Origin of the sequence: Mycoplasma cottewii, from assembly GCF_024918975.1 — a bacterium.
In the GTDB taxonomy this organism is placed as follows: domain Bacteria; phylum Bacillota_I; class Bacilli_A; order Mycoplasmatales; family Mycoplasmataceae; genus Mycoplasma; species Mycoplasma cottewii.
Window position 1 is genome coordinate 513,436 of record NZ_CP103424.1, and the last position, 14,999, is coordinate 528,434.

The window sequence follows — 14,999 nt, forward strand, 5'->3', positions numbered from 1 at the left end:
GCCACGCATGAATTACCATGATCTGCTAATAGGTATAATCTCAGCCTTTTACAGCACCCTTATTCAATATTAATTATATAACATTAACTCAACTTTGCTTAATCAAATTAAATATCTGTCCTTTTATAAAACTATAGATTATAAAAAGAAAAAATGTTCTAGAGAGTAGGACAAAGTTATTAGACTCCCTAAGGGATAGACCCCCTAGGGGGTCTATTTTTTTCAAAAAAGGAGTATTTATGAAAAGAGGAAAGCAACTAAGTGTAAGTGAGTGGTTAGAAGTATTTAAGCACTACAAAGAATATTTATCTCAAAATATTACTAAAAAGAATTTTGTTATATTTATAGCAAAATTAGAAATTCTGAAAATTATTTACTTTCAGAAGAAGCCTTCTGATATTTATCTAGAAAATATAAAGATTATAATTTAGGTATGGAACTAAAAGAATCACAAACAGGAAAAGCACCTAAAAAGGTAAAGGATCAGGTAGACCTAGAAAGAACAAAGAAGAATATGATAAACAAAGAAACGAAGTGATTAAAGAGATTGATCGCGAAGTTTTAGAATGGTTAATAACAGACCTTTTTAAAGAAGATATTTTAAAGAAAAATAAGGTTGACAATCTAGATGAACTGATAGAAAAAATTAAGAAAAAATTTGGAGAAAATATTTCTAACAAGGAAATAATGAAAATTCTTGGAATACCTAAATCAACTTTTTACTACAAAATCAAGAAACAATCAAAAGATAAGAAAGAAGCTGTTATAGAACACGCAGAAATAATTAGAGAAGCTTTTGCAAAACAAAACGGAAGATATGGTAGAGAAAGGCTATCAGCATATATTTTCAAGACATATGGCATTATTATTAACCCTAGAACACTAGGAAGAGCAATGAATAAATTAGGTCTTTTCTGTCACGTAAGAACAACGCGCAAGAAAAAGCGTGAATCAAAAAATACTAACGTGTATTATCCAAATATTGCTAATAGAGATTATAATGGACTACAAAACGATATTTATGCAAGTGATGTTAGTTACATTCCTGCTCCAATAGATGTAGATGGAAGACATGTTTATTTATCTATCGTAATTCATCACAAAACAAAGAAAATTGTTAGTTATAATTTATCCATATATAATGACACTAATTTAATTATGACTCACATTAGAAAAACAAAATTTCCTAAAAACTTTATTATTCACACAGACCATGGTGTAACATATTCATCGAATGAATATCTTGAGTATATAAAGCAACGAGGTGGAGTGGTGTCAATGTCAAGAATAGGTAACTCTCTAGACAATAGAGAAGCTGAATATTTCTTTTCAATTTTAAAATCAGAAATGTTTTATAACTTTGAAAAGAAAGTAAAAGAAATGACTTTTAGTGAACTAAAAGAATGTATTAAAAATTTCATTGAGTGATATAACAATGAAAGAATATTAAAAAATTCAAATGAAAAACACCTCAAGAACTATGAGGTGTGTATAATAAACATAACTATTTAGTCTAATAATTTTGTCCCGGTTTCCTATTAGAACATTTTTACTATTTTCATTTTGAGTTTAAATAAATTGTCATTCCTGATCCAATTAGTGAGAAAACTAGACCCGAATAAGCTAAACCTCTAAGTGTTGCTGGAAGATTGTTTGATAATAAATCTCCAAATCCAGGACTATTGTATTTTGATATAGCAACAGAAGCTAAAATTAATGCTATTAAAACGATGATGTAATTTATTGCTACAGTAACTATGCTTTTTTGTTCTCCAATTTTTGCTTTGTTTTTATAAACTAAAAATGAAAAAATACCAAAAACTAGTAAAGATAAAAGTAAAGCAATAATAGCTACAGGTTTTATATCTTTTCCAAGTATTTCAGCAGTAACTAATAATGTATTCATATTTTTTTCACTGTCCTTTCAAATACAAATTATAAAAAAAAAAAAAACGGTCAAGTGTAAATTTGCAAATTGTTATAGAAATACAAAAAAACAACTTCAATTATAGAATTTGTGAAGTAACCAATTTCTAAACATTCTGTTTTATCTGAGTTGTAGATTGCTTTTTTGTAAGGTTTTAGGTTGTTTATAGTTATTTAGTCCTTTCTGGGGTATATAAGGTATATAAGTTATATAACTTTTTAACAAGCTATAATAGTTTTCTTGATCTTCATCTAACAATTCCAAAATAACCACCAGTAATAGCAAGAATTGCTCCACCAACATAAGCAAGGATTGTTCATTTATTTTTTCTACCTTGGTTTGGTTTGTCTTGATTTGATGGGTTGTCTGAGTTATTTTCATTGTTATTATTGTTATCAGGTGAATCAGGAGTTGTTGGAGTTAATTGTTCAGGTGTTTTTCCATCTAAAGTGTTATGTAAGAAAATATCTCTAGAGTTGATAAGAACTTTTTCTCTATTAATTGGTTCAATAATTGCTTGAATTGTTATTTTTAATTTACCTTTAGATTTAAAGAAGTCTTCAATAACTTTTTGATTGTAAATGTTGTCATTTATACGAATTATAAAGTCTTTATTTAATTCAACAGGTTTTTTAGATTGTTCAGTTAATTGTTTAATAATGTTGTTTATAACTTTTTCTTCAAAATCTTTTATAGTTCATTTAGAAAAATCACCAATTCAATCTCCTGTTTTTAGTAACAATAAATCAAAGTATTTTAGTATTTCTGGATTTGAGTTATCACTTGGTGTGTTTTGTTCTTCAGGTCAATTGAAAGGAGTAGGTAATTCAGGAGCTGTGTTAGCATTTGAACTATGAGTTATTAAATAAGCTTTAGAACCTTTTAATTTAAAAGTTGTTTCAGTTGATTTAATTTCTATTAATAATTGAGCAAAGTGTTTAGTTTTAACATTTTCAAAGAATTCTTTAATTACTTTGTCAATTGTTTGCTGATTTTTTAAATTAAATTTAAATTGGAATTGAGTTAGTTTTTGATTATTTATATATATTTCATAGTCAATATTTTGTAAAGTTAGGTCACTTTCATTTTGTCTGTGTGTTCTAATTGTGTTGTATATGTGTTGAGTAACATAGTTATTTACAAACATTTCTTGACCAGTTTCTTCACTAGTATTGTCTCTTTTTAAATAATCACTAAAATTTGCAGTTATATTTTGAAAATTCATTTGAGATAAATCATTTGTTTTAAATAAAAAATTCTTAGAATTTAAAATTGAAACATTTAATGATGTGTCACTTAAGTGTAAGCTAGTAGGATTTGCTTTGAATTTAACAATCATTTCTTTATTATCGTTGTTGATATCTAAAAAATCATTTCAGTTTTTTGTATTTTCATCAACTATTTCAAAATCATCTAAACTAATTTGATCGCTTTTCAATTGTTGTTGAATTTGTTTTAAAGCTGATTGTTTGATTAAATTAACTGCTTGAACTTTTGTTGTTGCTGTTATTTTAATTGAATGAAAATTAACATTATAAAGTGGTTTAATTCTAGCAACACCATGTGGTAAAACAACAGTTCCTTGTTTAACAGTTGATACATAATAGTTTCATAATGAAACAATTTCTTCATAAGAGTATTTATTAACTTCATTTGTTGATTTAATAAGTTGATTATGTATTAAAAAGAATTTTAAATGTTGACCTGCAGGTGAAGATCAAAAACTTTGAATTGTAGGAATTTTTTGACCAACAGGTTTTTTAGCATTTATATCACTATAGATTTTTAAAAAGCTTTGATATTTATCTTTATTGTTATTTACAATTAAATATTTATGTAAACTTGAGCCAACTTCAGAATTGATGTCTTCTGGTTGGATTTTTTTAGGATCAAATGTATCTTTGATTGAAACATAATCTTTAATTGGTACATTATAGTGATAAATTCCAGGTAATGATACAGCAAAACTATGTAAAGCATTATTTTTATCATTGTTTAATAAATTTTCAGAGTTAGTGAAATTATCATTATATTTTTTTATTTGGATTTGACCAATTGATTTATTTAAATCATTAACAGCAGATTTAATAGAGTTAAAACTTGATGGTTCACTGTTATTAAATATATAATTTGCTCCTGAGTTAACAACACTAGCTTCAGCAATATAACCAAAATTAGCTAAATCACCTAATTGATTTAAATTATCATTTTTATCATATGGGTCTTGATAAAAGTTATTGACTTTTGACTCGGTATTTACTCATATGATTTCTTTTCTAGTTCCAGTTGTAGGATTGATTGTTGGGTCATATTCAGGGTTTTGTTTGTTGTCAATATTAGGAGTAATAAGTTTGTATTGTTGATAGTTTTCAGGTTTAGATGGATCATTTTCAGGATTTCAACCTTTTCATTTAAATGAAAGGTTTGGAGAAATTGATCTAACACCAATTTTGATATCAATTGGATTAAGTTTATCTTCTTGATTTACTGAGATGTTTCAGATTAAACCTTTTTTAATTTCATCAAGTGATTTTGCTTGAGTTGTGTTTGATTCTGATTTTAAAAAACGTTTATCAACCAAAGTTTTATAATAAACATTGTTGTAAACTTCAGTTGGTTTGTTTTCAACAAGTAGTTGTTCAGTTCCATCAACAGCACGGAATTCAACTTTAACAGTGTTGTGGTATCAAAAGATTTGACCTTTGACTTGACCATTTTGTTTAATCACTTCTACTTCAGGTTGATCTAAAACTAATTGGTTTGTCTTTGGGTCAAGAATTCTAGATGGAGTGATTGTAATTCTATTTTGAATATCTTTTTGAAAGAATTCAGGATGAAATGACAAGTTAATTGAAATCAAAAGATTGTTATAAAAACGAGATATGATTGGTTCAACTTCAGGATTTAAATCTTTGAAAAAGATTTTAATTCTTTGAGCAGTTGGTTGGAATTCAATATCATACTTCATTTTGTGTTTGTATTTAGATTCTCACAAATCAACATTATTAACTGTGAATGCTTTTTTAATTATATTTTCAGCTTCTGATTCAAGATATTCTTTATTTGTTTTATCTTTATATTTAGATGGTGTTCTGGGGTTTGTGTTTTTAATGTTATTGTTTGATATGTCAGTATGAGTATCTTGGTTAGTCATATCAATTTTAAAGTTTCTTAATGAGTTTAAATTCTTGTTGATTTGATTAACTTCATCTTTATCAGCAAATTCTGAAGTTATACTGATGGGTTCAATTAGTGTTGAGGTTAGGTAGTTGAAAATCTTGAAATTTTCAAAATAATAGTGACCATTGTGAGTTGGTGTTTCACTTTTAAAAGAACTAATAAAAGGTATATCTGATTTTCAATCAATAGATTGTTCTAAATAAAAGTTGATTATTTCATTTTCTAATTTTCATGATAAAGTTGAATGAAGTTTAAATTTTGGAAAATCAGGTGCCTCATTATCTTTTCAATCAGGGTTTGTTATCATCAATTCCGGTAATGTTTGAGTTGAATTTAAATCATTTAAATTGAATGAAAAATGCCTTTGACTAAGTGAATTTTTGTTAGGACTTTTTCATGCAGAAGGTTTAATTTCATCATAACTTCTCTCTGTTCTTCCTGTTAGATCTAATCTTGTATCTGTGATTGTAAAATCAAAACTTTGAAATAAAAAGGTTGATTCAAAGTCAAATTTAAAAGTTAATGTTGGATATTTTTGTTTAAAGACATTTCAGGATTTTGCATGATCTTTGATTTGAAAAGAAAGTATTTTTTTGATTGTTGGTGAAATTGGATTAAAGCTTGTATTTTCAATAGGATTATTTAAAGGATAATTAGGAACAACATATCTTGTATATTTTTCTTCAGGTAAATAATGAAATCTTTTTAAAAATTTTTCTTTTGAGAAAAAATAACCTATATTATTAAAAACTTTTTGATTAATAAAATTAATGCTTAAAGGTCTTACAGTTTTTGGATTAACAAAGTCTTCTAAAGTTGATGGGGTTGAAGTTAAATTTTGTTTTTGAAATTTGAGATTGTTTATTTCAATGTTGTTTTTAGTTGTGAGTGTATTTGCTATCAATGGAGTTGATAGGGTTGAAAATAGACAAATTGTTTTTAAAAAATTAAGTTTCATAATAAGATACCTTTCTATTTGTGTAAATGTTTGTTTATTTTCACACTAGATAGTTAGGTAAATCTTGATATTTTCTATGAACGTTAAAAATCTATCAAGTAAATTTACCCGATAGTTGTCATATTGACTTTTTGTGTTTGTTTTTTCTAATATTAATTATATCGAAATGGTTGGAAGAAGTGGGGATTTTGAGTAAAAGAAAAACTCTCATAGGTTGAGAGTTAGTGATCTACTATTTAATTTTAATAATGAATTTCGGAAGTTTATCTCCTGTGAATTCTGGGTGGGCGTCTTCATTAAAACCGGCAAACCCTTTAACTTTAGATACATCTCAGTTGGATAGGTCTTGATTGAAAAGTTTTGCTTCTTGGAACATTGCATACATTCTAATCACTTTTGAAGTGTCTCAGTTACTTATATCTTGATTAAAGTTTTTAGCTCCATTAAACATATCAGTCATATTAGTTATGTTTGAGGTATCTCAGTGTTGGATACCGTCAATTTCGGTGTTTATGTTATTTTCAAAAGCACGACTTAAACTACTAATTTCTTTAGGAAGAACACTAGGGACTTTTTTAACGGTTTTAGGCATTCGTTCTATTCGGATTTCTTTAGTAGTTGTTAATGTGTATCCAATTTTTGTGCATTCAATTGGTCTACCTTGTTCATCATTTATGTATTCAGATTTTTGAATTGTAAAAACTGATTTTAGCTCAATTCCTCCATCAGAATCTAATTTGAACAAGTCAGGTGAAAGGTTGTTTTCTCTGATGATTTTATTAACGTATTCTAAATGTTCACGAGTTAATTCACGTTCAAAAAAAGGTACTTTATTCATCATTTTTTTATAAGCAACTACTCCTCCAACTGCTCCAGCAATTGAAAGACCACCTAATGTTGATAATAAAATTGTTCAAGTTTTTTTCTTCATTTTTAATTATCCTTTCTGGTTTGTGGGTATATAACTTATATACTATTTAATTAAAGTTTTAGTTTTTATACTTATTAATTATAGCATTGACTTTATTTTTATTTGAATCGACTTTTTTAGTTATATATGAAGGATCTGCTTGAAGAGTTATTTCAACTCTTGGTATGTACATAATAAATAAGTAATTATAACTACCACCAACATACATATTAACTTTTGGAGCAACTTTAAAAGATAAAATGTTTTCTTGTCTAACTAAACCTAGTTCTATACCACAACTTGCATAACCAGAATATATATCATAATTATAAATATCATTTCAAAAGTTATTAGTGTCAGTTTTTAGGTTAAATGTTTTTTGTATAGATTTTGTTGATCTTGCTAGATTGTGATGAAAATTGGTTCTATAGTCAAGGAATCAATCTTCACGTTTTCAATGATGTTCAACTTTATCTTGACTTTGATTCATTTCTCAATGTCAATCAACTCCGTGATATCCTTTATCTCAACCTCAATTGTGAAAGTAATTGATTTTAATGTTGATTGTTTTGTATTTGTTTACAAAATCATCTCAGTTATCAGCATAATCAGTAATTTTAAAGTTACCATAGTTTTTTATAATTTTTGTTGTTTTATAGCTTTGTAGTTGAATATAAGAGTTGGGTTTTACTCTTGAATCAGACCAATTAAAGAAATATGCTTTATCATCTCTTGAATGAGAACCACCTAAAATTAAGTGGTTATATTCTTTAAAATCAGCATGTAATGAACCTACTTTTCTAGTGTTTTTAAGGTGTTTTAATTGATTAACAGCATTTCTAAGAGTTTCTTGTTCTTCAATAACTTCATTGATTCCAGTTGTTGCAATTTGTTGAGTTAGTTGTTGATTTTCTCTTTGCAATTGCTCTAGTTTAGTTTTATTAGAATCAAAAGTTAAATTCAATTGACTAAGTTCATGTTCTTTTTGTTGAGTTGATTCTTCTAGATTTTTAGTTTGAATTTTATTTTCTTGTATTTCAGATTCAAGTTGTGATTTTGAATTGTTAAAATGTTCAATTCTATTTTTAATATTGTTAAGATCTTCTGTAAGACTTTTTATTTTTTCTTCCTTAGTTTTAATAACATCTTCAATTTGTTTTTCTAAATTGTGAATTGAACTTCTTAAAGTATTTATCTTTAGTTTTTGTTTTCCAATTTCATGTTGAATTGTTGCATTATCTAGATTTAATTGATTAACTTGATTGTTTAATTCTTCTTTTTGTTTATTTAATTGGTTTTGTTGACTAATCAAGTCTTTTAGTTGTTTAACTAATTCTTGTGTTTGAGCATTTTGTTCTTCTGAGGTTGAGGTTGATCCTGATATTAGATTTGCAAGTTCAGTTTGTTTTTCTTTTAATTTGTTATTAAGAGTTTGAATTTCTTGTTTTTGTTTTTCTAGTTCTTGTTGCATTAATTCTAATTTTTTCTTTAAAACTTCAGCTCGTTGCTCATAAGTATTTTCTAATTCTTTTGCTATTTCTAGTTCAGCTGGTCTTAAAGTGTTTAAAATATTTTCGATTTTTGAACTAGATAAATTAATTATATTATATACAGGTTTAAAAGAAGAAACTAAAGGTGTTGAAATTATTGTTAAAGTTGAGAAAAAAGTTAATAATTTCTTCATTTATCTATAAATCCTTTCTATTTGGTAGGTATATAAGTTATATAAGGTATATATGTTATATAACATTTTTAGTTATTCTAAATTATGGTGCTTGCAATTTGAATTTAAACTTAAATGGAACTTTTTCATCTGTTAAATGTGGAGCCATTCATCTAAATCTTGCAGCGTATTTTACATTTTTAACATCTCAGTTAGATATGTTTTGAGCAAATTCAAAAGCATTATCAAATATAGCATACATGTATTTTACATTTGATACATCTCAAGCAATGTAAGATGAATTATCAGGTTTTATAATCGTTTTGGTTGAAATGTTTTGATTAAAGCTTATTGCTTTATTGAACATAAAACTCATATTAGTTACTTTTGAAGTATCTCATCTTGAGATATCTTGATTGAATTCAGAAGCTTTAGCAAACATTGAACCCATATTAGTTACATTTGAGGTGTTTCAATTACCTATAGGTTGGTTAAATCTATGTGTGTGTTTAAACATAGCATTCATATCTGTTACATTTGAGGTGTTTCAATTACCTATATTTTGGTTGAATCAAAAATTATAATAAAACATACAGCTCATATCAGTTACGTTTGAAGTATCTCAATTTGAGATATCTTGATCAAATATTGTAGCAAATAAAAACATACAACTCATATTTGTAACTTTAGAAGTATCTCAATTTTGTATACCATCAATTTCAGTGTTTTTGTTATTTTCAAAAGCACCAAAAAGACTTGTAATTTCTTTAGGTAGATCATTAGGTACTTTTTTAATTGTTTCAGGAAATGGATATATTTGAACTTCCCCTTTGTCGGTAGTGAAATATCCAATTTCTAGGCATTCAGTTAAATCATCATTATAAATTGGTTCTTTTATAATAGGTTCTATCATAGTTATCTTTCCTTTCTATTTTTTAGATTTAGAAATATGTTTTTTTCATGTAAACAATATTTTATTTTATTCATTATAAATTGTCCTCATCTACTTGTTCAATTATTTCAATATCTGTAGGTTTACACCTTACTCAAACACCTTCATCACATTCCTTACATACAACCTCTGCAATAAACCCAAACTTATCATTGTCATCTCAATTCTCAAAAGAAAGAGTTGACTTATCAAGCTCCCTATGGAAACATATTTCTGATTCTTGTTCTTCTCCTTCAGTTCTTTCGATTATTTCATAAATGGGATCATCATCAACATTATCTCCGGTCTTTCTAAGTTTCACATTCTCTCCAATTCTTAAAGGTTGTTGTGGAGATTGAACAAGGATAATTCTTTGTTCAGAATCAAGTTTTACTTCAATAAGGTTTAGTATTGGAGGTAGTTTTGGTGTTAAAAAATCTAAAATATTTCCATTAATAAAATCTTTAAAAATTATTTTCATAGTTTTTGTCCTTTCTGATTATTTGTTATCTTTTGAATAGTTATTTTCTTTATCTTTTTTTATGTTTTCATATGCTTCATTAATTAAACTCATTTGTTTTGATGAGTTAGGATTTTTATTTAAATCAGGATGAAATTCTTTTGCTTTTTTCTTATAAGCAGTTTTAATTTCTTCAAAGCTTGCGTCTTTTGAAACACCAAGTATGTTATAGAATTCTTCATCAGATGATTGTTTTAATTGTTGAGCTAAATTTGGAATTGAAATAGCAAAAGTGTTTGTTTCAGGTGAAGTTTGTGTTTGATTTAAATCATTTATAAATTCAACATCTTGTTCTAACAATTGACGTTTTTTCTTAATTTCTTGTAAGAATTGATCGTGTTCTAAATTTAGTTGTTCTCAATCTCTTTGGTTTTGTAAATTAAATTTGTGTTCTTCTAATTCTAATTGTTTTTCTTGTTTTATTCTTTCTAATTTATCTCGTTTAGATTGTTGAAGTTGTTCACTTATTTCTTTGTTTCTTTGAAGTTTTTTAGATTTTTTAATTCTTTTATTGTTTAAAATAGTTTCTTTAACTTCTTTTTTGATTTCTTTTTTATCATAAAAAGTGATGTATTTATTTAATATGTTTTCTTGTTTGAAATAAAAGATAATTGATATTGTAAATAATGAAATAAACAAGATAATAAATAAACAACTAAATGTAGTTATTAAAACATTGATTTGCTTATCTTTGAAATAATAGATAAGAATTAATGATATTGAAAGTAATGATGAAATTAAAGTTGTTAAAGAAATAATTGTAAAAAAGCTTCTTCATAATAAATTTACAATTGTTATAGAAATATAAAAAAACAACTTCAATTATAGAAGTTGTTATCTAGATTTAATATTTTTTAACAAATGTTATATCAACAGCTTGCTCTGAACTTTCATTAGAAACTAGTTTAATAATAGGTTTGTCTTTTCCATTTTCATCTTTTTGAATACTCATGCCAACTACAGAATAATTTTTATCTTTATAATTAATTTCTTCACCTAATTTTGGAGAGTGAGTTAATTCTAAAACATACTCATCTTCAACTTGATCTATTAAAGCTTCAACTTGATTTTCATCAATTTTAGAATCAATTAAATTGTCTTTTAAATTTTCTTCTCCCAAAACTTGTTCTTCACCATCAGTATAAGTATTTCAATTTACTGTTGCAGTTGCAAATTCTTCTGGATCATGAGTGATCAGATCACCATTAATATCATCAATGGTTTTAGCTAGTAATAATTCTTGATTGTCAGTTTGATCAATATCATCAAAATCTTGTTCAATTTCTTCAGCAGTTAATTCTTGAATTTCAAAATCATTATCTAAATTATCAATAGATGCAATTTCTTTTTCATTTTCTTCTGAAATTATTTCTTCTTTTGATTTGAAATCTTCTTTTTCCTCGTCTTTTTCAATTTCACTGTTATCAGTAAAATCTAATCAATTAATTGTTGAAGTTGCAAATTCTTCTGGATCATGAGTGATTAAATCACCGTTAATATCATCAATTGTTTTAGCTAATAGTAATTCTTGATTATCAGTTTGATCAATATCATCAAAATCTTGTTCTAAATCATCGATAGCTGTAATTTCTTCTTCTATTTCAAAATCTTCATCTTCATTGTCTAGAAATTCTTTTTCATTTTCTTTTTCACTTGTTTGATCATCAATATAAGTATTTCAATTTACTGTTGCAGTTGCAAATTCTTCTGGATCATGAGTAATCAGATCACCATTAATATCATCAATGGTTTTGGCTAATTCTAATTCTTGATCATCAATTAAATCGTCATCTAAATCAATTTCTTCAACTTGAGTTTTGTTTTCTATTTCAATTTCAGATTCACTATCTAAACTTACTGTATTTTCTATTATTGATAAATCGGTTTCAACTTGTAAATTATTAGCAATTAAATCTTTATCATCAATTATTAACTCTTCAGTTTTAATCTCACTATCAATTAAACTATTATCTAATTGATTTTCTAAATTAGGAGTAAATTGTTGATTTGTTTCAATCTGTTGATCATCTTTAATTTGATTTTTAATATTTTCTTGCTGATAAGTATTATATTGATCAATATTAGTTTTATATTTATCAAAAATTTTAGATAAATAGTGATCTATTTTTTCTTGATCTTGTTTACGGTGTTCATATTCAACTAAATTATCTTGTTGTTTTTGAATTCTACTAGATTGATCAAAAACTTGTTTTTCACTATTATCTAATTTATTTAAAAACTTAATAAAAGCATTCGCTTTATTTTTATGATTATTTTCTAATCAAATAACATACATTATATATTTATCAACCAAAGTAATTAAATCATCATCAATATCAATTAAATCAATTGCTAACATTTCTTTTATAGTGTTTAGATCGAATTTCTTAGAAGTATAATAATTTATCTTTTCTAAAATCGTATTAGTCATAAAATCTTTAAGTTTTTACTTGACATATAATCTTTCCCAACTATTTACTATAAATATATTTAATCAAAAAATATTAAAATAATTTCTCTAATACTAAAATAGTACTAGTTTAATTAAATATCTTATTTATTTATAAGTTACTAATTAATTATAATAAATGATTAATAATATTTAATATTTAAAATGTTTGTTAGAAACATTTTTTACAATTGATTATAAATTTAAAAATTTTTTGATTTTTTATTATATTAAGTTTAATAACTTATATAGTTAATAGATAAGAGTAAAATTAAATTAAGAATAATATAAATAGAAAATAAAACTATAAATAATCTAGATTGAAGGTGAAAGTTATGAGAAAAATATCACGTTATCTTTGAATTTTAATTGCATTGATTGTCGCAGTTTTTGCATCAGAAATTTATTTAAATAAACCTGATAACGAACCTAGATTAACTAATGTTAATGATTATCATACTAAATATAACCGTAAATATGGATTAATGTGAGCCGGTCATGCTTTAAGATATTATTTATATAGAAATTCATCAGCTTTTGATAAAGATAATATAGCATATGAAGATTTTATTAAAAGTATTGAAAAAGAAACTTTACATTCAACAAGTCTTGTTCAACATCAAGATTTTAAATATTCACTTATTTCAAGTGTTATGGTTACTTCAGAATATGGTTCAACTTCTGCTCAAGAGTTTTTTGCTGAAAGTTTTAGTAAATATGTAAGTTCAAATGAAAATCAAAAAAATTTAACTTGATATTTACTAGATCATTTCTTTTCTAAAACTTTTATAGAATTAAAAGATAATTTTTCAGGTGGAATATTAGTTAAAGATAAATGAGATAAGATTAAAAAGATAATCGATCTAGATTCAAAAGAAGTACATGAAGATATTAAATATGATATTAATTTAGAACCAAAAAAACAAAATTTAACACCTGCAGATCTAGGTTATAATATTAGAACTCAAAATACTACTTATATATATGGATTTTTTAATGTTAACTACATGATTGATACTATTACAAATTTAGGAAGACAAATATTTTCTCCAAACTTTAGATTCAATATAAATTCAATAAATAGAATTGGAACAACAAAATTTGATAATTTTAGAAAAAAACTTATGTCTTCAACTTTATACAATCCATATAAAAATAGACAAAAAACAATAAAAAACGATCATAATCGTTTTAAAAATATTGATGAGTTAGATCAATATTGATTAAAAACTTCTAAATTTAAAACTAATAATGGTGAAGAAAAAAGCTCTATTCAAATTAAAAAAAATCTAGATGAATTATATAAATATAGCTTAAATGAAATTAGAATAAAATTTAAAAAAGAAGATTTATACAATGAAGCTTTAAAATTATTTAATACTATTTATAAAATAACTGGTGATGATTTTAAAAAAATATTTATAAATTTAATATTAACTAATGATAAGCAAATTCAAGGTATAGGTGATTCATCAGGAGTTAACGGTATAACTTCAACTCAATCACTAACAGATGAAACAACAACTATATTTAGTTTTGTAATAATTAGAAACGAAAGTTTTGAAAAAGAAATGAATCAACATCAGTTTAATTTATCATGATTTTCAAGTAATAATAGATTTCAAACATTACATCATGAATTTGGTCATGTTTTAGATGCTTATCTTTCTAAACAAAAACGTTTAAAAGGATTTTCATCAGTTGATTATAAACAAACTCAACAAGCTGAATTATATGAAGGAAGCACTCCTGTAAAAGATGTTTATGCTTTAGTTGAGAAAAATAAAACAACTGCACTTCGTCGTATGTGTGCATGTAAATGTTGTTGTTAAAAATATAATTATGTAAAATTAAAAGAATGAAAGGATAGGTTATGAATTATAAGTCGCACAAGTTTTTAAAATATCTAGCAACTATTGGAAGTGTTATTTTATCAATATCACTATTAATAATTTATTTAGAAAAAGGTCAAGATAATAAAAAGATTTTTAATAGTTTACAACCTTATATAGCTTTAGAAATCATTCTTTTAATTTTAGGTTCACTATTTTTAATAAGTTATATGCTTATTAGGTGAAAATGAAAAAATAAAAGTGATTATAAATATACTAAAAAAGATATTATTTATTTAATAACTGGTTTTAGTTTATATGGTTCAACAATTTTTATTACTACAATATATTTTGTATTAAGTTTATTAATAAATAATCAAAATAGTATTAAAATCTTATTTTATGTACTTTTACCAATTACATTTTTACTTATGATTGTAGCTTCTATTTTTGAAACATTATCTAGAATTAATGAGCAATTATTCTTATATAAAAAAGAAAATGAAAAAATAGAAAAAGAAAATGAAACAAAAATCAAAGTTGATTTTACAAAAACAACAAATAATAATGAATCACAAATAAAATTAGATGATCCCGAAAATCCATTCAAAGACTAAAAAAATGCAAAT

The 14,999-nt window shown here is 25.0% G+C and carries 10 protein-coding genes and 1 pseudogene; 3 read left to right on the forward strand and 8 right to left on the reverse strand.

The window, feature by feature from the left end; translation table 4 throughout:
* The first annotated feature begins 239 nt into the window (after nucleotides 1–239).
* A pseudogene (locus NX779_RS02255) lies at nucleotides 240–1,517 on the forward strand (IS3 family transposase).
* A 35-nt stretch (nucleotides 1,518–1,552) separates the two neighbouring features.
* Here the strand turns inward: NX779_RS02255 and NX779_RS02260 are convergent.
* The 8 genes from NX779_RS02260 to NX779_RS02295 form a co-directional block, all read right to left on the reverse strand.
* Complete coding sequence (locus NX779_RS02260) at nucleotides 1,553–1,906, reverse strand: TIGR04554 family membrane protein (protein ID WP_259429809.1); 354 nt, start codon at nucleotides 1,904–1,906, stop codon at nucleotides 1,553–1,555.
* A gap of 247 nt (nucleotides 1,907–2,153) precedes the next feature.
* Nucleotides 2,154–6,065 (reverse strand): Mbov_0399 family ICE element protein, encoded by a 3,912-nt coding sequence (locus tag NX779_RS02265; RefSeq protein ID WP_259429810.1) that lies wholly within the window; start codon nucleotides 6,063–6,065, stop codon nucleotides 2,154–2,156.
* Between the two features lie 232 nt (nucleotides 6,066–6,297).
* The gene (locus NX779_RS02270; RefSeq protein WP_259429811.1) at nucleotides 6,298–6,996 is read right to left on the reverse strand and encodes a BspA family leucine-rich repeat surface protein; all 699 of its coding nucleotides are present in this window, start codon (nucleotides 6,994–6,996) and stop codon (nucleotides 6,298–6,300) included.
* Nucleotides 6,997–7,054: 58 nt separating this feature from the next.
* Nucleotides 7,055–8,659, reverse strand: coding sequence for a coiled-coil domain-containing protein (locus NX779_RS02275; protein WP_259429812.1), 1,605 nt, complete (start codon nucleotides 8,657–8,659; stop codon nucleotides 7,055–7,057).
* A gap of 82 nt (nucleotides 8,660–8,741) precedes the next feature.
* Nucleotides 8,742–9,551, reverse strand: a complete 810-nt coding sequence (locus NX779_RS02280; protein WP_259429813.1) for a BspA family leucine-rich repeat surface protein — start codon at nucleotides 9,549–9,551, stop codon at nucleotides 8,742–8,744.
* 73 nt (nucleotides 9,552–9,624) lie between these two features.
* Nucleotides 9,625–10,050, reverse strand: coding sequence for a hypothetical protein (locus NX779_RS02285; RefSeq protein ID WP_259429814.1), 426 nt, complete (start codon nucleotides 10,048–10,050; stop codon nucleotides 9,625–9,627).
* A gap of 18 nt (nucleotides 10,051–10,068) precedes the next feature.
* Nucleotides 10,069–10,905 (reverse strand): DnaJ domain-containing protein, encoded by an 837-nt coding sequence (locus tag NX779_RS02290; RefSeq protein WP_259429815.1) that lies wholly within the window; start codon nucleotides 10,903–10,905, stop codon nucleotides 10,069–10,071.
* 28 nt (nucleotides 10,906–10,933) lie between these two features.
* Complete coding sequence (locus tag NX779_RS02295; protein ID WP_259429816.1) at nucleotides 10,934–12,520, reverse strand: hypothetical protein; 1,587 nt, start codon at nucleotides 12,518–12,520, stop codon at nucleotides 10,934–10,936.
* A gap of 353 nt (nucleotides 12,521–12,873) precedes the next feature.
* Here NX779_RS02295 and NX779_RS02300 point away from each other — a divergent pair, with 353 nt between their 5' ends.
* Both NX779_RS02300 and NX779_RS02305 read left to right on the forward strand, forming a co-directional pair.
* Nucleotides 12,874–14,370: a hypothetical protein gene (locus NX779_RS02300; protein WP_259429817.1), complete on the forward strand. Its 1,497-nt coding sequence runs from the start codon at nucleotides 12,874–12,876 to the stop codon at nucleotides 14,368–14,370.
* A 41-nt stretch (nucleotides 14,371–14,411) separates the two neighbouring features.
* Nucleotides 14,412–14,987, forward strand: a complete 576-nt coding sequence (locus NX779_RS02305) for an MFS transporter (RefSeq protein WP_259429818.1) — start codon at nucleotides 14,412–14,414, stop codon at nucleotides 14,985–14,987.
* Nucleotides 14,988–14,999 lie beyond the last annotated feature (12 nt).